16 protein-coding genes and 1 pseudogene are annotated in these 20181 nt (G+C 45.4%); 12 read left to right on the top strand and 5 right to left on the bottom strand.

From position 1 onward, the window contains the following. Positions 1-99 precede the first annotated feature (99 nt). Entirely contained in the window at positions 100-933 is an 834-nt protein-coding gene (locus GRFL_RS07555; RefSeq protein WP_083644036.1) for a DUF4382 domain-containing protein, read from the bottom strand. A gap of 159 nt (positions 934-1092) precedes the next feature. Here GRFL_RS07555 and GRFL_RS07550 point away from each other — a divergent pair, with 159 nt between their 5' ends. The 5 genes from GRFL_RS07550 (at position 1093) to GRFL_RS07530 (ending at position 5515) form a co-directional block, all read left to right on the top strand. Continuing rightward, positions 1093-1848 (top strand): SDR family NAD(P)-dependent oxidoreductase, encoded by a 756-nt coding sequence (locus tag GRFL_RS07550; RefSeq protein ID WP_083644035.1) that lies wholly within the window; start codon positions 1093-1095, stop codon positions 1846-1848. Positions 1849-1858: 10 nt separating this feature from the next. Further along, on the top strand, positions 1859-2995 hold the full coding sequence (locus GRFL_RS07545; protein ID WP_083644034.1) for an ATP-binding protein: 1137 nt from the start codon (positions 1859-1861) through the stop codon (positions 2993-2995). 1 nt (position 2996) lies between these two features. Next, complete coding sequence (locus GRFL_RS07540; protein WP_083644033.1) at positions 2997-3725, top strand: metallophosphoesterase family protein; 729 nt, start codon at positions 2997-2999, stop codon at positions 3723-3725. A 151-nt stretch (positions 3726-3876) separates the two neighbouring features. After that, entirely contained in the window at positions 3877-4881 is a 1005-nt protein-coding gene (locus tag GRFL_RS07535) for an acyl-ACP desaturase (RefSeq protein ID WP_083644032.1), read from the top strand. A gap of 85 nt (positions 4882-4966) precedes the next feature. After that, positions 4967-5515, top strand: a complete 549-nt coding sequence (locus GRFL_RS07530) for an autotransporter outer membrane beta-barrel domain-containing protein (RefSeq protein ID WP_083644031.1) — start codon at positions 4967-4969, stop codon at positions 5513-5515. A 78-nt stretch (positions 5516-5593) separates the two neighbouring features. On the opposite strand, the pseudogene GRFL_RS18385 reads toward GRFL_RS07530, so the two are convergent. Both GRFL_RS18385 and GRFL_RS07520 read right to left on the bottom strand, forming a co-directional pair. Further along, positions 5594-5698, bottom strand: a pseudogene (locus tag GRFL_RS18385) (YkvA family protein); the annotation flags it as partial. A gap of 308 nt (positions 5699-6006) precedes the next feature. Then, a complete protein-coding gene (locus tag GRFL_RS07520) occupies positions 6007-8394 on the bottom strand; it encodes a TonB-dependent receptor (RefSeq protein WP_158091596.1) in 2388 nt (795 codons plus the stop codon). 60 nt (positions 8395-8454) lie between these two features. Between GRFL_RS07520 and GRFL_RS07515 the strand changes: the two genes are divergently transcribed. Next, a complete protein-coding gene (locus tag GRFL_RS07515; RefSeq protein ID WP_083644028.1) occupies positions 8455-9627 on the top strand; it encodes a sensor histidine kinase in 1173 nt (390 codons plus the stop codon). Beyond that, on the top strand, positions 9624-10331 hold the full coding sequence (locus GRFL_RS07510) for a LytR/AlgR family response regulator transcription factor (RefSeq protein WP_083644027.1): 708 nt from the start codon (positions 9624-9626) through the stop codon (positions 10329-10331). Before GRFL_RS07515 ends, GRFL_RS07510 begins: the two co-directional genes overlap by 4 nt. A gap of 50 nt (positions 10332-10381) precedes the next feature. Here GRFL_RS07510 and amaB read toward each other — a convergent pair whose 3' ends face one another. Both amaB and GRFL_RS07500 read right to left on the bottom strand, forming a co-directional pair. Next, the gene (gene amaB / locus GRFL_RS07505; RefSeq protein WP_083644026.1) at positions 10382-11935 is read right to left on the bottom strand and encodes an L-piperidine-6-carboxylate dehydrogenase; all 1554 of its coding nucleotides are present in this window, start codon (positions 11933-11935) and stop codon (positions 10382-10384) included. 60 nt (positions 11936-11995) lie between these two features. After that, the gene (locus GRFL_RS07500; RefSeq protein ID WP_083644025.1) at positions 11996-12538 is read right to left on the bottom strand and encodes a 3-hydroxyanthranilate 3,4-dioxygenase; all 543 of its coding nucleotides are present in this window, start codon (positions 12536-12538) and stop codon (positions 11996-11998) included. Positions 12539-12664: 126 nt separating this feature from the next. Here GRFL_RS07500 and GRFL_RS07495 point away from each other — a divergent pair, with 126 nt between their 5' ends. The 5 genes from GRFL_RS07495 to GRFL_RS07475 all read left to right on the top strand — a co-directional run bounded on the left by GRFL_RS07495 (position 12665) and on the right by GRFL_RS07475 (position 20098). Continuing rightward, entirely contained in the window at positions 12665-13735 is a 1071-nt protein-coding gene (locus tag GRFL_RS07495) for an isoaspartyl peptidase/L-asparaginase family protein (protein WP_083644024.1), read from the top strand. Between the two features lie 172 nt (positions 13736-13907). Then, positions 13908-14390: a GbsR/MarR family transcriptional regulator gene (locus tag GRFL_RS07490; RefSeq protein ID WP_083644023.1), complete on the top strand. Its 483-nt coding sequence runs from the start codon at positions 13908-13910 to the stop codon at positions 14388-14390. Between the two features lie 16 nt (positions 14391-14406). Next, on the top strand, positions 14407-15543 hold the full coding sequence (locus GRFL_RS07485) for an efflux RND transporter periplasmic adaptor subunit (protein WP_083644022.1): 1137 nt from the start codon (positions 14407-14409) through the stop codon (positions 15541-15543). 9 nt (positions 15544-15552) lie between these two features. Then, positions 15553-18699: an efflux RND transporter permease subunit gene (locus tag GRFL_RS07480; RefSeq protein WP_083644021.1), complete on the top strand. Its 3147-nt coding sequence runs from the start codon at positions 15553-15555 to the stop codon at positions 18697-18699. Next, positions 18683-20098: an efflux transporter outer membrane subunit gene (locus GRFL_RS07475; protein ID WP_423738282.1), complete on the top strand. Its 1416-nt coding sequence runs from the start codon at positions 18683-18685 to the stop codon at positions 20096-20098. The genes GRFL_RS07480 and GRFL_RS07475 overlap by 17 nt, the downstream gene beginning before the upstream one ends. Positions 20099-20181 lie beyond the last annotated feature (83 nt).

Genomic DNA, 20181 nt, shown 5'->3' with positions numbered 1-20181 from the left:
GTCGCAAGTCCGAAAATATTGAGTAACGCCCTGTTAAATTTTGGTTAAAACTAAAAAAGGCGATGCTCTCACATCGCCTTCAAAATATTTATTTCTGAATTACAGTTCGATCAATTCCAGTTCTGTAGTTTCATTAGCTTCCACTTCAACCGTTTCAATAGTATAAACTGAAAGTCCGGAAGCTACATCTGGAGTGATGGTCAGCATATACGTTCCCGGAGGTACTCCGTTCAAAGAAAAATGCCCTTCCGCATCAGTATAAGCAGAAATTGTATTGTTCGTGTTGCTGATTTTTACCAGGCTCTGGATATTGGCAGGAGAAACAGATCCTACTACCGTTCCTGAATTGATTTCGGCAGCCACGCGAATTACCGGTTTCAAATTATAACCACCGTTCCCGGTAGTCACAACCGACTGATCTACGTCGAAATCCAGCATATAGGCATAGCTCTCACCAGGTTCAAAATCCTGGTTTAACTGAAGTTTTAAACCAGACTGCTGCGCGCTAGGCGTGTTTAGTGGCTTCGATTCCCCGTCCACTACAATACTGTTATTGGTTCCCAGGACCAGCCTGATCTGGCTCACAAATCCAGCAGGAACTTCGGTATCAGCCAGTAGTTCAGATACTCCACCGGTTAGTTCCAAAAGGTCATACACCCCGGTATTCACATTCTCAACGCTAATCCAGCCATCTCCATCATCATCACCTTCCAGTTCGGCATCGCCTTCAGCGTCGACATGGATCATGATATCCTGAACATCGATCAATACGGCATCATAATCTCCGGGAGCATCGGTCATTCTAACTGTTAGGTTGGCGGTTCCTCCACCATTTACAGACCCATCATCTTCTTTGTCACAACTTGTCAAGCCAACGACTACCATAGCGGCAAGTAAAAGTGTTTTTACATTCAAAGTTTTTAAAATTCTCATATGTAGCAATTATTGGTTTGCCCGAAAAACGACAATCACCATGCAAAATTTCATCTTCCCAGATTTATTAACGAATTTTAACGGACCTTAACGAGGTATTAATATGCAAAGCAATCGCTCAGCAATATTGTTTAGTAATTTAGAGCTAAAAAACTGACTATGAATAAAACTGCCCTGATAACCGGTGCCACCAGCGGGATTGGTAAATCTACCGCCATCCGCTTTGCAGTGGAAGGTTTTCGCCTGATCCTCTGCGGAAGAAGACTGGAACGACTGGAACAATTAAAAAAAGAACTATCTGTGGAAACTGAGGTACACATCCTCAATTTTGATGTGAGGAATCGTGAGGACGTTTTCAGTGAGATCGCTTCGCTTCCTCCGGAATTCAGCAACATCGATATCCTGGTAAATAATGCCGGAAATGCTCATGGCCTGGACCCCATCCAGGAAGGTAGCATTGAAGACTGGGAAGCGATGATGGACATTAACGTGAAAGGCCTCCTGTACGTTAGCAAGGCGGTCATTCCGAAGATGATCGAAAAACAAAGCGGCCACATCATCAATATTGGTTCTACAGCCGGGAAAGAGGTCTACCCAAAAGGTAATGTGTATTGTGCCAGTAAGCATGCGGTAGACGCGATCAATCAAGGAATGCGAATTGACCTTAACGGGAATGGTATTCGTGTGGGAGCCGTCAATCCCGGACTCGTTCAAACCGAATTCAGCGAAGTTCGCTTCAAAGGTGATAGTGATAAAGCCGACAAGGTTTACCAGGGCTTCCAGGCCTTAAAACCCGAAGATATTGCAGATATTATTCATTTTGTGGTCACTCGACCTTACCATGTGAACATTGCTGATCTCGTGGTTCTTCCTACCGCTCAGGCTACCAGCACGATCGTAGACAAAAAGGCCTAAATCTCAGGGCATGATCAACAAGCGTCTTCTTATTAAGAACCTGCTCGCACATAACGACGAGAACAGCTTCTATGACAAGAAACGCCAGCTGAACATTGGGGAAAAAGAAGGAAAAGCCAAATTCCTGAAGCATATCTGTGCACTCTCCAACAGCAACCCGGAAAACAATTCCTATATCGTGATAGGCGTGGAAGATGAAGATAACGCGATCGTGGGAATCGACTTTTTTGACGACAGCAAGATACAGAACCTGGTGAACGCTTATCTCACCAATCCGCCACTTATTTCATATGAAAATATTCCTTTCCCGCACTTGCCTGATAATCTGGTGGTGGGACTGGTGACCATCCGGCCAAACCGCGGCAGGATCTGTTCCCTGCGGAAAAACATCTGGAAATATTACGGCGGCTCTATTTTCCTGCGAGACGGAAGCATCAGCATGCCGAAAGTTTTCGACATTGAGATCAAAGACGTGAATTCCGGTTTGGTTGCTTCGATTGAAAATAATTCGCACAATAATATCGAGCATACGCTGGACGGTGTTTTCGATTTTATGAAAAAACGAAGAGACTATCATCCTGCCTACCAGGTTTTCAAGGAATATTTCGTGGTTTGCTGGGCCGGGAAGGAAAAGAAATCTCATGAGGAAACCTATTTTTCAAGGGTCGATATTGAACTTATTAACGAGCAGGTGAAACTGTTCTATTCAGATCTGGATGAAGTAAGCATTAACGTCACGCCAGAGCAGTTCGAAATTGTGGAATATGTGCATCTCGGGCTTCAGGACCAGTTCAAGTACTACCCCCTGGAGCGGGTCACCATCAGTTTTAAAGATAATGCCAATTACGATATAGACAGCCAGTTGCTTTTTGAACCACCGCAATTCGATAAAAAAGTGCTGCATCATATTTACAATACTAATAAAGCCCTGGTGGAACGCTTAAAAAAAGGCTACGAATTAACCGCAGGCCAGAAAAAGGACCTGAAAAACCTGCCTTCCACCTATTTAATACTTTATTTAAACGATTTTAAAGAAGCTTTAACCCAACTCGAAGTGGCCAAACCCTACCTTAAGGCCTATAACCAACAGGTGTATCAAAGCTATAAGGAGAGTATGCGAATTTTACGAAAAGTAAAATACAATTAAAATGGGAAGAAAACTGGCAATTGGCGATATACATGGCGGGCTGAGAGGCCTGGTGCAACTACTGGAACGAATAGATCTTACACCAGAGGACCAGCTCATTTTCCTGGGAGATTACGTTGATGGCTGGAGCGATTCGGCCAATACAGTCACCTACCTCATCGAACTGGCAAAACAGAATTCCTGTATTTTCATCCGCGGAAACCACGACGACCTGGCACATCGCTGGCTGGAAACCGGCGAGCTCAACCAGAAATGGCTTGAACACGGCGGCCAGTCCAGTATCGATGCCTACCGAAATTTTTCCGAAGACGAGATTAAGGCACACCTGAAGTTTTTCAGCGAAATGTTCAATTATTATAAAGACGATCAGGAACGCCTGTTCGTGCACGCAGGTTTCACCAATCTCCACGGGCCCGATTTCGAATACCATGAAACCGGCTTTTACTGGGATCGCACCCTGTGGGAAATGGCGCTTTCGCTGAACGAAAACCTGCAACCAGATCACCAGTTCTACCCAAAACGTCTTCAGCATTTTGAAGAAATCTTCATTGGGCACACTCCAGTGACCAGGATTGGCGAAACCACGCCGGTTCATAAAGCGAATATCTGGAATGTGGATACCGGCGCGGCTTTCAAAGGTCCCGTTTCCGCGATCGATGTAAACACCAAGGAAATCTACCAGAGTGACCCGGTTCACGAGCTTTATCCGGGCGAAAGCGGTAGAAATTAATTGAAATTTGGTAAATCCTGTCGCTACTTCTTCATATCTTTGAATTTCAATTCATTCCGACTTTGTCTTGGAAAATTTTGGAAATTTGGAAAACTGCATGCTTATTGCAGGAAATTAGAAAAGTAAGCCCCGGAATAATAAAATATACAGAATGGCATTAGAGAATAAAAGGTTAGAGGTAATGCAAACTGTCGAAAAACAGGTTCAGGGTTTTATCGACAAATACCTGATACCTGTTGATGATATATGGCAACCCACCGATCTGCTTCCCAATTTACAGGATGACAATGGCTTTGAAGTGGTACACCAGATCAGAGAAGAAGCCAAGGAACTTGGTTACGATTTCTGGGTAGTGCTGGTAGCCGATATGGTTACGGAAGAAGCGCTTCCAACCTACGAATCCTGGTTGATGGATATGGAAGGCGTGGAACAACACGGCAAATCGCGTGGAGAACAGAATGCGTGGGCAAAATGGGTACGCCACTGGACCGGCGAGGAAAATCGTCATGGCGACACGCTGAACAAGTACCTTTACCTTTCCGGTAGAGTGAACATGAAAGAAATTGAGAAAACCACTCAGCACCTGATCAACGACGGGTTTGATATCGGAACCGGAAGAGACCCTTACCGAAACTTCGTTTATACCAGTTTCCAGGAGCTGGCCACCAATATCTCTCACAAGCGCGTGGGACAGCTGGCCAAGAAAAAAGGAAATAAAATGCTTGGAAAAATGTGTAATATCATCGCCGGTGACGAGATGCGCCACTACATGGCCTACCGCGATTTCGTAAAAACCATTTTCGAGATCGATCCCAGCGAGATGATGTTAGCCTTCCAGGATATGATGAAGAAGAAAATTGTAATGCCGGCACAGTTCATTCGTGAAAGCGGCCAGGGCATTGCCGAAGCTTTTGAAAATTTCTCCAACGCCGCTCAGCGTCTGGGCGTGTATACCACGGAAGATTATATAGACATTCTTCGGAAACTGAATTCCTTCTGGGAGATCGACAATATGCGTTCTCTTACAGATGAAGCCGAAAAAGCAAGGGATTACCTGATGAAATTGCCAGACAGAATGGCAAGGATCGCTGAGCGTATCTCGGTACCTCAGGATGCCCATAAATTTAAATGGGTAGAATCCAACGGAATGATTTAAGAATCAGCAACCTGGAAAAACCCGTTTCTAAGACGGGTTTTTTTATGCGCTAATTTTAGTACTTTCACGACTCAGACTCCGAATTATGAAAAAAATATACTCCTTTTTATTACTGGCACTCACACTTCAATTCCTCCAGGCACAGGAAAAAGCCAATGAGATCAAGCTCAATATTGGTAACACCATCGCTATCGCTTCCGTAGAGTTTGGCTACGAGCGGTTCTTCGATGATCACCAGTCTATAGAAGCCATGATCCTCATCAATGACCGTTTCAATTATAAAACGGAAGGAGATGACAGGAATTTCAATACTACCAGCTACAAAATTGGTTATAATTATTATTTTGGGGAAGAACTTCCGGGCTCCGGCCTGTATGTGAATCCGTTTTTAAAGCTACGAAATGGAGAATTTGAAGAAGAGGTTCTATTAACCGGCAGCAGTGGTACGGTGACCAAAACTACCGATATGAGTTCCCTCGCGATTGGGCTGGGGCTAGGTTACGAATGGAATTTCAACAACACCTTTGTGATAGGGCCATTTGTGAACCTGGGAAGGAATTTTTCCGAAGAAGTGAAAGACCGCTTCTCTGCGATCGAGTTCAATGCAGGCCTTAATATTGGCTACCGCTTTTAGGTATTAAGACTTTATTCGTAATGTTTTCCAGGCCTTGTACTTTGCAAGGTCTTTTTCAATTAAATTCAGGCAGAAAGCGATCACAGCCGCGTCGTCCAGGTAACCCAATACCGGGATAAAATCAGGGATCAGGTCTATAGGCGATAACACATACAGCAAGGCTGCGCCAACAGCAGCCACGATATTAAAAGGAATCTCGCGGTAATTCCCGCTGGCATAATCCCTCACCAGCGAAAACAGGATCTTTGCATCATCCATATAACGCTTCAGTTTCCCCTTGTTTTCAAACTTTTCCAGGATCTTTTCCTCTTCATTGATCACCGTATCCATATCGTTTTTATCGAAATCTTCGGTGCGTTTTCTATGCTCTTCTTTTGCTCTTTCTTCGGAAAATACGCTCATGTGATTCTTGATTTTTCAGATTTTCGAAAATAAAGATTAATCGTGCGTGCGCCAAAACCCCTGAGCGATTTATAGGTTATTTAACTAAGCTACATCCGGCTTTTTTCTTCGGAAAGCGAAGCTTCCTTGATATTTCTGGTTTTCTGGTTTCCGAAGTTGTACGTAAGGGTGAGGGCAAAGACCCGAGTTTCCCACTGATTCAGCCAGTCGGTACGCACATCATCCTGTTCCATGATCGAATGCCATCGCGAACGCTTGAGGATTTGTCTGGCGCTGAATTCAGCCTTGAACCGGTTATTCCAGAATTGCTTCTGAACATTGAGATCGAGATCATAAGCAGGAAAAAATCGGGTATTCCCACTTTCCGAAGCACCGCTGTAAAATGCATTGAAATTAAGTTTCCAGTCGTTTTCCAGGTCAAAATTCTGATAAATAGACAGATCATAGCCAAAACCACCATGATCATAGGTATATCCGGGAATTTCAGATTTTTCATAAGAATGGTAACCACTTGCGTCGAACTGGATCTTCCACCATCCAAACGGCTTATAGGGTGCGGAAAAGGAAATTCCGAGGTTATGACCACGCGCAGCATTGGCCTGGTAATAATTCGTAAAATTGTCTTCCCGGTCAAAATCGATCACCCGCGTGATCTTGTCTTTGTAAAAATAGCCATACAAACTGGTCACCATATTATTATGGCTGTAATTGAACTGAAAACTGTGATAAAACTGTGGCTGCAGGTTTGTATTCCCACGTTGTAGCGTGTAAGGATCCAGGTATTCGTAGAACGGATTCAGGTCTTTATAATCAGGGCGGCCAATTCTCCGACTGTAGGAAAACTGGTATTGAGCTTCTTCCGCTTCATAATTTGCTGAAAATGACGGAAACCACGCGGTGTATTTAGCACCATTCTCGCTATTTTTTGAAACCCCTTCATAACTGATGTATTCTGCACGAAGTCCTGCCAGGAAATTCCAGTTTTCGATTGCATAACTCAACTGCCCGTAGGCGCCCAGCAGCGATTCGTGGTACTGGAAACGATTGTCCAGCAATTCCTCAGCAACCAGCAGCTGCGATGGGTCATTAGCCTCGTAATTGTTCAGGTAATCTGTCCTCACCTGTGACCATTTCCAGCCGGTTTCAAGGCTCATTTTTTCTGAAAACTGCGTGGAAAAATCTAATTGCCCGGAATAAATATCGTACGCAGTTTGGTTGAGCGTGCTTAGCACCAGCATCTCGCGGCCTTCCGGGTTTACTGGATAAGAATTTTTCAACAGAATGGAATTTTCAGCATCATATCTGGAGAAATTCAGCTGTGCTTCCAAATGACTCTGATCTTCGTTCCAGGAATTTTGGTAAAAAACATTTCCCGTCACAGTGCGCGTAGGGATATCAGCTTTTTTATCCAGGAGAACTTTTTTATACAATTCTTCGGAGCGAAATTCCCGGGTTTCCCCATTCGTTTGCTCGGCCGCAGTGCCCGAATTGTATCGCCAGCTGGTACTGATGGACTGGTTTTTTGGCAGTGACCGTTCGACACCCAAACTCAGGCTACGCGAAAAATTGCGTGGCAGCCAAAGGTTGGTTTGAATGATTTTTTGACTATAATTTTTATCGAAAATGTCCTGTTCGATCTTCCGGTCGTTGATCGATTCGCTTTCGTTATAATATCCGCTTACATTCACATTCCAGAGCGAATCACTATAATACAGGTTGGCGCCGTTTCGCCATTTGTAAAATCCCCCATACCCAAAAGAGGTGTAAGTACGACCCGTAATTCCCGGTTTTCTTCCTTTTTTCAGTACAATATTGATGATTCCGGTGGTACCCTCAGCTTCATAACGGGAAGATGGCTGGGCAATGATCTCCACTTTTGCAATATCTTCACCCGTAAGTGAGGAAACGAATTCCCGAAGCGCTTCCCCCTTTAGAAAAGAAGTTTTTCCATTGATCAGGATCTTCACGCCGCTACTTCCCCTAAACTGGATATTCTGGTTCTGGTCCAGTGAAATACCGGGAATTTGCTGCATGACCTGTAAACCGTTCCCCGCGCCAGCAATACCGGCCTTTTCGATATCAAAGATCATTTTATCGCCATCCAGTTTGACGGCTTTACGACCATCGGCCACCAATTCTACCTCATCCAGCTGGTCACTGGAAATTTGCAGGTTAATTTTGAGGTTTTTGAGCGGCAATTCGGTCTTTCTGATCTCCTGGGTGTAATCTTCAAAACCCATGGATTCTGCCTTCAGAATGGCAATTTCAGAAGTTTTTTTCAGCAGTATCTCAAAAAGCCCATTTTCGTCACTGTAGGCATAGCCTAATAAATTTTCAGGATTACCACTTTCGTAAACCGAAATGGTCGCGAAAGGCACCACTTCCCCTTCCGAAGAAATGCTTCCGGAAACCGAATCCTGCGCGGAAATGGCCTGTTGCAACAGTAATGTGATCAATAATGCAATGAATTTTTTCATGATGAATGATTTTCTGAAAACAAGATTAAACAAAGGCATCCTGTTATTTTAAAAGTTCTGATGACCCCCTGCGTTCCTGGGATATTCGGCTTTTGCTGCAACCACAGGGATTTTGTTGTACGGTTTGCGGTGTTCGTCCTGAAAACCGGGATTTCCAACCTAAGATCTCTGAAAATCGCCGGGAATACTGTTATTTTGAAGCCTATGACCAGAGCACAGGAAATACGGTACCATATTATCTTCTGGATCCTGTTCATCGCGATGGATAAAATTGCGGCGTTCATGTTTCGAGAATCGCGCTATGAGCTGGATTGGCGGCTGATGCAGGCGGTGTTCTTCACCACGGTGCAGGTCCTGGTTTTTTACCTTAATTATCTTTTTCTGGCGCCACACACTATTCCGCAGAAAAAATATAAAAGTCTCGCGCTGGGTATTGTGATCCTGATCCTGGTCTTTGCCGGCCTGCGATACCTGTTGGAAGAAGTGATCTTGTTCGAGATCACGGGGAATCACAATTATTTTGGCAATTCCAGGCGCTTTACTTTTTACGTGTACGATAATTCGTTTTTCGCGACGCGCATCCTGATCCTCAGTTTTGCATTCTACCTGGTAAAACGCATGCTGAAAACCAATCAGCAACTGGCGCAACTGGAAATTGAGAAAAAACAGGCCGAGTTGCAAAGCCTGAAATCGCAACTGAGTCCGCATTTTTTGTTCAATACGCTGAACAGTCTGTATTCAGACCTCTATGATACCAGTCCAAAAGCGGGAGCCGATATTCTGAAGTTATCTGAAATGCTGCGTTACGTAACCTATGAAAATGAGCATGACGAGGTGTTGCTGAAGGACGAGATCCAGTTCCTCCAGAATTATATCGATCTTTTTCAGCGAAGGTTTGACCACGAAGCGAATATTGAAGTGTACTTTCCGAAGGAGATCGGCAGCGAAAAGATCCCATCGCTGATGTTGATCCATTTCGTGGAAAACGCCTTCAAACATGGTATTCTGAGCGAGCCGAAAAAACCGGTGATCATTTCCATCACTTCGGAAAAAGACCAGCTTCACATGCACACATCGAATTATTTCCGGACGCAGGTAAGCTACGATGAACAGGGAATTGGCTATAAAAACATCAGAAAAAGACTGGAACTGATCTATCACGAGAATTTCAAACTGGAAATTTCCCAGGAAAATGACCATTTTCAAACCGAATTAAAAATACCTTTTCTATGAGCCTGAAATGCATGATCATCGATGACGAACCGCACGCCATCAGGCTACTGGAAAAATATGTAGACCAGTTGCCGGAGGTGAATTGCGTGGCCATCTCTACCAAACCGGTCGAAGCGCTGGCCCTTTTACAGCAACACCAGCCAGATGTGCTCTTCCTGGATATACAAATGCCAGACCTCACCGGCATCCAGCTTTCGAAACTGGTAAGTAAAGATGTCAGGATCATTTTCACCACGGCCTATTCTCAATTCGCTGTGGAAGGTTTCGAGCTCAATGCGACCGATTATCTTCTAAAGCCAATTTCCTTTCCGAGGTTCGTGGAAGCTGTTGAAAAAGTAAAAAATCAGTCATCAAAAACTGCGGAAAGACCAGCGATTTCTGAAGATTATTTTTTCGTGAAGACCGATGGTAAGAACAACTTCCGTAAGATTGCCTACCGGGAGATCCAATATTTGGAGAGCATCCGTAATTATGTGGTGATCCACCTGGAAAACGAGCAGGTCGTGACCTATAATACGTTGAAACATTTCGAGGAAAACCTGCCGGAAGATGAATTCGTCAAAATTCACAAATCTTTCATCATTTCACTTTCCAAGATCACGAAAACCGATTCGCAGGAGGTCACAGTTGCCAACCAAACCCTGCCACTTGGCGACACGTACCGCCAGCAATTCTTTACAAGGATCAACCAGCGCAAAATATAAAACCCGTTACTTCGCAGCAACGGGTTCAAATTCTTATTACCTCAACCGGTTTACAGATCGAATTTGATTCCCTGTGCCAGAGGCAGTTCAGTGGTATAATTGATCGTATTGGTTTGTCTTCTCATGTAGACTTTCCAGGCGTCAGAACCCGATTCGCGGCCGCCGCCGGTTTCCTTTTCCCCACCAAAAGCACCGCCGATCTCGGCTCCTGAAGTTCCGATGTTGACATTGGCAATTCCGCAATCTGAGCCTTCCGAAGAAAGAAATCTTTCGGCTTCCCGAAGATTATTAGTCATAATTGCTGAAGAAAGTCCCTGTTTTACACCGTTCTGAATCGCGATAGCATCGCTCACATCTCCGGAATATTTCAGTAAATACAGCACCGGTGCGAAGGTTTCATGTTGAACGATCTCAAAATGATTTTCCGCTTCAGCGATTGCCGGTTTCACATAACAGCCACTTTCGTAACCTTCGCCTTCCAGCACGCCGCCTTCCACGAGAATGTTTCCGCCTTCTTCCACCACCTTATCCAGAGCCGACTGGTAATTTTTCACGGCATCTTTGTCGATTAGCGGTCCTACATGGTTGTTTTCATCCAGTGGGTTCCCAATCCTGATCTGCTTGTAAGCGTTGACGATCGCATCCTTCACCTTATCGTAGACTTCTTCGTGAACAATAAGTCTTCGCGTAGAAGTACAACGCTGGCCGCAGGTTCCAACCGCTCCAAATACCGCACCGATCACCGTATTCTTAATATTGGCATCTGGCGTAACGATAATGGCGTTATTTCCGCCAAGTTCCAGAAGCGATTTTCCCAGTCTTGCGGCTACTGCCTGTGCGACAATTTTTCCCATTCTGATGGATCCCGTAGCAGAGATCAGTGGGACGCGTTCATCTTTGGTCATCATTTCACCTACCCGGTAATCCCCGGTAATCAAAGCTGAAATTCCTTCCGGAACACCATTTTCAGCAAAGACCCTGGCAGCAATATTCTGGCAGGCGACTGAAGTTAGCGGTGTTTTTTCAGATCCTTTCCAGATGCAGGCGTCTCCACAAACCCAGGCAAGCGCCGTGTTCCAGGACCATACGGCTACCGGAAAGTTGAATGCGGAAATAATTCCCACTACTCCGAGAGGGTGATATTGTTCATACATGCGGTGTCCTGGGCGTTCGCTGTGCATCGTCAAACCGTGCAGCTGCCTGGAAAGACCAACTGCAAAATCACAGATATCGATCATTTCCTGAACTTCACCAAGACCTTCCTGGTACGATTTACCCATTTCATAAGATACCAGTTTTCCAAGCGGTTCCTTAAGCCTTCGGAGTTCATCGTTGAACTGGCGAACTACTTCTCCTCTTTTGGGAGCCGGCCAGGTTCTCCATTCTTTAAAAGCTTCTTCTGCAGTCGTGATCACTTTTTCGTAATCTTCCGCAGTGGTTGCTTTAACCTTCCCGATAAGAGCACCGTCAACCGGTGAATATGACTCGAGCACTTCCCCGTGGCTGAACCAGTTTTCGCCGGTAGAAGTCCCGTTATTTATTTCGTTTAAGCCTAAATCTTTCAGGGCTTGTTTAATCCCAAATTCTTCAGCGATTTTATTCATTAAATTGCGTTTTTATCTGTTATTTTGTGTAGTTCTTGCGAAAATAATAAATTTTAATCGCTAATCCTCATCAGATACAAAACGCGGATCACTTTCCATCACATGGCCACAATTGTCGCAGGTGCGAAGTTCCTTGCTTCCGTAGAAATGCCTGAAGTGTTTCAGAAAATCGGTTTCAATATCCTGCAACGGAAAATAAACTTCATACAGCTTGTGATTGCAATTATCGCAATACCATAACAGTCCGTCTTTTCCTTCAATATCCAATCGCTTTCGTTCTACAACCAGTCCCAGAGAACCCTCTTGACGGACGGGCGAATGTGGCATTTTTGCCGGATGCAGGTACATATCGCCCGGGCCTAATTTCATCGTTTTTTTCTCGCCCTTATCCTGTACATGTACCTCAATAGTTCCTTCCAGCTGGTAGAAAAGTTCTTCGGTTTCGTTATAATGATAATCTTTACGGGCGTTTGGCCCGGCCACGATCATGACGATATAATCCTTGCTTTCTTTATAGAGGTTCCGGTTTCCAACCGGTGGTTTCAGGCTGTCTCGGTTCTGCTCGATCCACTTGCTGAGATTAAAAGGTTCGTTAACTGGCATAATTTTAAGTTTTCCTAAAATTACCCAATTGAAAAAGATTTACTGGCGAGATTAGCATGAATTTAAGTCTTTGTGGCCTGTTTTAGATCAGGTTGAAATTGACTAACTTTCGGCAAACCAATTTTTATGAAACAGCTTTTACTTTTCCTGAGCCTGGTGTTCTTGATTTCCTGTAACGAACAGAAGGGCGAAAACAATGAGCATACAGCCACTTCTTCAGAAAGAAACCAGCAACAAGAAACCGATACCCTGCCAAACTTTGGTATCGTGATCCATGGTGGTGCCGGCACCATCCTGAAAGAAAACATGAGCGATTCTCTCGAGCTGGCGTATAAGCAGAAACTCGAGGAAGCCATTCGCACAGGTCACGAGATCCTGGCCAACGGTGGTACTGCGCTGGAAGCTGTGCAACGAACCATCAATGTGATGGAGGACAGCCCACTTTTCAATTCAGCGAAAGGAGCAGTTTTTACCAATGAAGGTAAGAATGAGCTGGACGCATCGATTATGGACGGTGCCACGAAGAATGCCGGAGCCGTTGCCGGTGTGACCAATGTTAAAAACCCAATTAACCTGGCGTACGAGGTGATGGTTAATTCCGAACACGTGCTGCTTTCCGGAAAGGGCGCTGAACAATTTGCGAAAGAACAGGGACTGGAAATAGTGGATCCCAGTTATTTTTATACGGAAAGAAGGTTCAAAGCAATGGAAAGAGCCCGTGATCGCGAGAAAGAAGCCACCAATCAAACAGCTTTTTATGACCCTTTTATAAAAGACGAAAAATTCGGAACGGTGGGCTGCGCCGCTCTCGATAAAAACGGCAATCTGGCCGCGGGTACATCTACAGGCGGGATGTCTAACAAAAAATATAACCGTATTGGTGATTCCCCCATTATTGGAGCCGGAACTTACGCCAATAATGCAACTTGTGCCGTTTCCAGTACCGGCTGGGGTGAGTTTTTCATTCGCGGCGTGGTGGCTTACGATATTTCAGCATTGATGGAGTACAAAGGTTTAAGCCTTCAGGAAGCTGCCCGGGAGGTCATACAGAAGAAATTACCGGAAATGGGTGGTGACGGTGGTATCGTTGCTATCGACCACGACGGTCATGTGGCGATGGAATTCAACACGGCCGGCATGTATCGCGCAACGATGAACAGGGATGGCGAACTGGAAATCGGTATTTATTCCGAATAAATTCTTCAGAATTAACAAAGAAAAGTCGGCCGCGTGCCGACTTTTTGCTTTTCAGATTAAACCATTTAGCTGAAAACAGTCTTAATACTAACGGGTCTTAACAAAACTTTAGTTTGTTTGGTTCGGTAAGTTCCGAACTGAACATTTAATTTTGCACCCAAAATCACAGAAAATGAACTGTTGTTCTCCGGAAAAAAGAAAACTGATCGAGGAATTAGGCCTTCATTTTGAAAAGGCGCATCAGCTGGCACCCCTGGCAGCCCGCATCTATGCGACGATGATCCTTTCTCCAAACGACGGTCACACTTTTGACGAGATCATGCAGATCACCGATGCCAGCAAAAGCTCGGTAAGCACCCAGCTGAATTTGCTCATGCAAACCAGGAAAGTAGATTATTTTACGAAACCCGGGGATCGCCGGCGCTACTTCAGGGCCAGCAAAACTTACCTGGAAAATACCCTGAAGGAATATCTGCAGGCCATTTCCGAAGAAATACGGTTAATGGAAAAGGTTATCGCGTTCAATTCAGAAAACAACAAGGAAAAATTTGAAAAAGACGGCCATATCCCATTGATGTTCAAGGATTATTTACTGGCCCAAAAGAAAAATTTACAGCTCACTATCGAGCGAGTTTCAGAACATCAGAACAACTAAACGATCAAAAATTGCTATGAAAAAGAAGAATTTGATTCTTTCCTTATTGGCCCTTGCTAGCTTAGCAGGCCTATATTCCTGCGGCAACGATGAGGCTAAAGCTGAAAATGCCCAGGCCAATACCACAACTCCCGTCTATCCCGTTCTGGAAATTTCCCGGAAGACCGTGACGGCTTACAATGCTTATCCGGCCACTATCGAAGGTTCGGTGAATTCGGCAGTACGCGCAAAAGTATCGGGGTATATTACCAATGTTCTGGTACAGGAAGGCGAAGAAGTGAAAAAAGGGCAGTTGTTATTTCAGTTGGAAACCGAATCCCTTTCGCAGGATGCACAGGCTGCTAAGGCCAATGTGAACGCTGCCCAGGTAGAAGTAGACAAACTGAAACCTCTGGTAGAAAAGAACATCATCAGCGAGGTGCAACTCGAAACTGCCAAGGCAAAACTGCAACAGGCGAAAAGCGGTTATAACAGCATTGCTGCGAATATTGGCTATGCACAGATCAAAAGTCCGGTAGATGGTGTGGTTGGAAAAATTAATTATCGCAAAGGCGCATTGGTGAGTCAGCAAGATCAAACGCCGTTGACGCAAGTGTCTTCCATTGAGGAGATTTTTGCCAATTTTTCGATGAATGAAAAAGAATTCCTAGACTTCATGAGCGAGTCGAAGGGCAACAGCACTTCAGAAAAAATTGACAGTTTACCGAAGGTTCAGCTGGTCATGGCCAACGGAAAGAATTACGAACTGGAAGGAAAGATCGAAACTATTTCAGGAAGCATCGACGAACAGACAGGGACGGTGAATTTCCGGGCGAAATTTAAAAATACTGGTTTACTAAGAAACGGTAGTACTGGAACCATCAGGGTACCGAAAACCTACGAAAAAGCATTGGTTGTTCCGGCTCTTTCTACCTACGAACGCCAGGGTTCTACCTTCGTGTATAAGCTGAAGGGCGATTCACTGGTTTCCAGCGCCATCAGCATTCTAAATGAGGTGAAAAAACTATATGTCGTTGATGAAAATGACGGTGTGAAAGAAGGAGACCTCATCCTGGCGCAGGGAACTTCCAAAGTTCGGCCGGGAATGAAGATCGAGCCCAAAAAGGTGAGCCTGGACAGTATCACTAATTCGTTTGACCAGGTATTCAAATAATCCCAGATTATGCTAAGAACATTTATTGAACGTCCCGTTCTTTCTACGGTTATTTCGATCATTATCGTTATCCTGGGAGTGCTTGGACTCACGCAGCTTCCGGTAACGCAATATCCAGATATCGCCCCCCCAACGGTACAGGTAAGCGCCTCCTATCCCGGCGCCAATGCCGAAACCATCGTGGAAAGTGTGATCATCCCAATCGAAGAACAGATCAACGGGGTAGAAGGAATGAAATACATCACCTCCAGTGCCAGTAATAATGGAACTGCGAGTATTCGCGTGTTTTTCGAACAGGGTTATGATCCAGACATTGCCGCGGTGAACGTGCAGAACCGCGTTGCCAGAGCAAATGCGGTGCTTCCTTCAGAAGTGATCCGCTCGGGAGTAACCACTACCAAAGCTCAGAATTCAGCATTATTATATGCCGGTTTATATTCTACGAATCCCGATTATGACGATACATTCCTTCAGAATTACCTGAATATTAACGTTAAACCTGAACTACAGCGAATCAATGGTGTGGGTGATGTGAACGTTTTCGGCGGAAAGGATTACGCGATGCGCGTATGGCTCGATCCAGCGAAAATGGCCAGTTATGGACTTGTTCCCGGTGACGTCGTTGCTTCTATTGGAGAACAGAGTCTGGAAGCCGCTGCAGGTTCTTTAGGTCAAAATGCCGGGGAATCTTTTGAATATGTACTGAAATATGGCGGGCGTTATAAAACGGCTGATCAGTATGAAAATATCATTATCAAAGCCCAGCCCAATGGAGAATTTCTGCGACTCAAGGATGTGGGCGGTGTGGAACTGGGTGCGCAATCTTATTCCTCGCTTTCCAGGTCGAAGGGTTACCCGGCGCTGAGTTTCGGGATCTTCCAGACCCCGGGATCGAATGCCCAGGAGATTATTGAAAAGATCTATGACCGCCTGGAAGAATTAAAAAAGGATTTTCCGGAAGGAGTGGATTACATTATTAATTATGATACCAATAAATTCCTCACGGCATCGATCTCGAAGGTGCAGCACACCCTGATTGAAGCTTTTATACTGGTGTTCCTGGTGGTTTTCATTTTCCTCCAGGACCTCAAATCCACCCTCATTCCGGCAATTGCCGTACCGGTTTCCATCATAGGAACCTTCTTTTTCCTGAACCTGCTTGGATATTCTATCAATCTTCTTACGCTATTCGCTTTGGTGCTGGCCATCGGGATTGTGGTAGATGATGCGATCGTAGTTGTGGAAGCCGTTCACGCGAAACTCGAAGGTGGTGAAAAAAGCGCCCGTAAAGCGTCCGTTTCAGCTATGAGCGAAATTGCGGGGGCGATCGTTTCCATCACCCTCGTCATGGCCGCCGTATTCATACCCATTACCTTTATCCAAGGACCGGCTGGAGTTTTCTACGAGCAGTTCGGGGTAACGCTGATCATTGCGATCCTGATTTCCGCGGTGAACGCACTGACCCTGAGCCCCGCTTTATGTGCCTTATTTCTGAAACCGAAAGACGAAGAAGATAAAAAAAGGAATTTCCTTCAGAAGTTTTACCGAGCTTTTGATGCCGGTTTTGAAGCCACCAAGCAGAAGTATTCTCGCTCGCTGGGATTTCTAACAAGGCATAAATGGCTGAGTTTGGGTATTCTTGCGCTCACTGCAGTGGGTATCTTTTTCATCAATAAATCCATTCCTTCAGGCTTTGTGCCTACTGAAGATCGCGGGGTAATCTTTGTAAATGGTGACCTGCCGCCAGGCTCTTCACTTGATCGTTCTTTTACGACGGCCACCCAGCTCTACGAGCAAATGCAGACCGTTGAGGGAATACGAACCGCTACCGTGATCGCCGGAAGAAACTTTTTCTCGGGCGCCGGTAGTTCCAATTTCATGGGATTCATCATTCTCGAAGACTGGGATGACCGCGATACCGATGCTACTTCCATAGACAATATCATTGCACAGCTCAACCAGAAATCGGCCAGCTTCAGCGATGCGAAGATCATCTATTTCACACCGCCTTCGGTACCTGGTTTTGGTAGTGCCGATGGTTTTGAGATGCAATTGTTGGACCGTGAGGCCGGCAGCCTGGAAGATCTGGATGAAACCGCCAACGAGTTTGTAACCAATTTGATTCAACAGCCCGAAGTGGCTTACGCTTCTAATCCTTTTAGCACGAATTATCCGCAGTTGCGAATAGATATAGATGTGCCAATGGCGAAAAAAGCCGGCGTGGGCGTAAACGATATTTTGTCGGTATTGCAGGGTTATATTGGTGGAATTTATACGGCGAATTTCAGCCGCTTCGGAAAACAATACCGTGTATTTGTGCAATCTCTGCCGGAAGACCGTGTAAACAAGGCCAGTCTCAACAGCATGTTCGTACGAACTTCGGAAGGAGAAATGGCCCCGGTTTCACAGTTCGTAAGCCTCAACAGAATTTATGGACCGCAAACCATCAGCAGGTTTAACCTGTTTAACGCCGTATCCCTTAACGGAACCGCTGCACCGGGTTACAGCTCCGGGGGTACGATCGATGCAATTCGCAGAACGGCTTCCAAAGTTCTACCACAGGGTTATGATATTGCATTTTCAGGATTGACACGAGAAGAGATCGCATCAGGCGGACAGGCCGGAATCATTTTCATGCTCAGTATCGTATTTGTTTACTTCCTGCTGGCGGCCCAGTACGAAAGCTATTTATTGCCATTTTCGGTAATTCTCTCCCTTCCTATTGGGGTTGCGGGCGCATATATCGCCACCTGGATGGCCGGACTGCAGAATAATATTTATTTCCAGATCGCCCTGATCATGCTGATTGGACTGCTGGCTAAAAATGCCATTTTGATCGTGGAATTTGCGAGGCAGCGCCGCTATGAAGGTCTTTCAATTACTGAAGCGGCACTGGATGGCGCAAAGGTAAGGCTCCGCCCTATCCTAATGACCTCTTTTGCCTTTATTCTGGGGCTTTTACCACTGGTACTCGCGAATGGGGTAGGCGCACAGGGTAACCGCTCCATCGGTACCGGTGCTGCAGGAGGATTGCTTGTGGGAACGATTTTCGGCTTATTCGTGATCCCGGTGTTATTCATCATCTTCCAGTGGTTACAGGAAAGAATTGGGAAAAAGCCAGACGCCGTTATTTCAAAAAATGATACAGCAAATTAGAACTATGACATCATCCTATCTTAAAATATTGATCACGGGTCTTGCCTTTTTAAGTTTGCAATCCTGTTTCGTGGCCAGAACCTACGAACAGCCGGAAGTGGTCAGGGAAGAATATTACCGAACCGATGCTTTCCCACAGGACAGCCTGAATATGGCTGAAGTTTCCTGGAGAAATATGTTTAACGACCCACAGCTTCAGCAGTATATCGAAGAAGGCCTGGAGCAAAATATTGATATTCGGGTGGCCATCCAGCAGGTACTTGTCGCTGAAGCTTACGTAAAACAGGGAAAAGCCGGGTATCTTCCAACTTTGAACGCCAAAGGCCAGTATACGCACCAGGAACTTTCGGCCAACAGCCAGTTTGGAGGGCTTTTTTCTTCAGTAGACCAGTATGAATTAAGTGGAAATCTCTCCTGGGAAGCCGATATATGGGGAAAGATCAGGAGTCAGAAAAGGGCTTTCGAAGCAAGCTACCTGCAAAGTGTTGCCGCCCATCAGGCAGTCAAAACAAGATTGGTAGCCGATATCGCTTCGACTTATTACCAGTTATTGTCCCTGGATGAACAAATTCAGATTACCGAAGAAACGATTGAGACCCGGGAAAATAGCCTGGAAACGACCAGAGCTTTAAAAGAAGCAGGAAATCTTACGGAAGTTGGTGTGAAACAAACCGAGGCCCAGCTATACAATGCACAGGGAATCCTGATAGATTTGAAGAACCAGCGCAAGATTCTTGAAAATGCTTTTTCGATCTTGCTGGGACAAAGCCCAGACGCCATCAATCGTAACAGCCTGGATGAACAAAAGATCACTACTGATCTACAGATTGGAGTTCCGGCCCAGCTCTTGAGGAACCGACCCGATGTGATCGCGGCGGAATATGACCTGGTAAACGCATTTGAACTCACCAATGTTGCCAAAAGTAACTTCTATCCCAGCCTTACACTCACCGCAACCGGCGGACTGCAGGCTTTGAATGCTTCAGATTTACTGGATACCAATTCCCTTTTTGCCACCCTTGTTGGCGGTCTCGCACAGCCGGTCCTTAACGGAAGAAGGATCAGGACGCAATTTGAAGTTTCCGAAGCACAGCAGGAACAGGCCAGGCTCAACTTCAGAAAAGCCATTCTGAATGCCTCCAAAGAAGTTTCAGATGCCTTGTATTCCTACGAAGCGGCCACTGATAAAATTTCAGTAAAAAATAAAGAATTTGAAGCCTACGACCTGGCTACCAGTTATTCCGAAGAATTGCTGAACAACGGTCTGGCAAATTACCTGGAAGTGCTTACCGCCCGGCAAAATGCCCTGAATGCGCGGCTTAGCCTAACCACCGCCCGTTATAACCAGTTGAAGGCCGTCGTAGACCTGTATGAAGCGCTGGGTGGCGGATGGAAATGATTTTTGATTTTGTTTAATGTTAGTTGTTGGTTAGAGTCAGCCCCGGGAAATCCTATTTTCGGGGCTGATTTTTTAGTTTTTCT

The organism is Christiangramia flava JLT2011 (genome assembly GCF_001951155.1).
Lineage (GTDB): Bacteria > Bacteroidota > Bacteroidia > Flavobacteriales > Flavobacteriaceae > Christiangramia > Christiangramia flava.
Note: the sequence above shows the minus strand (reverse complement) of the source record. Positions and strands in the feature narration are given on the sequence as shown.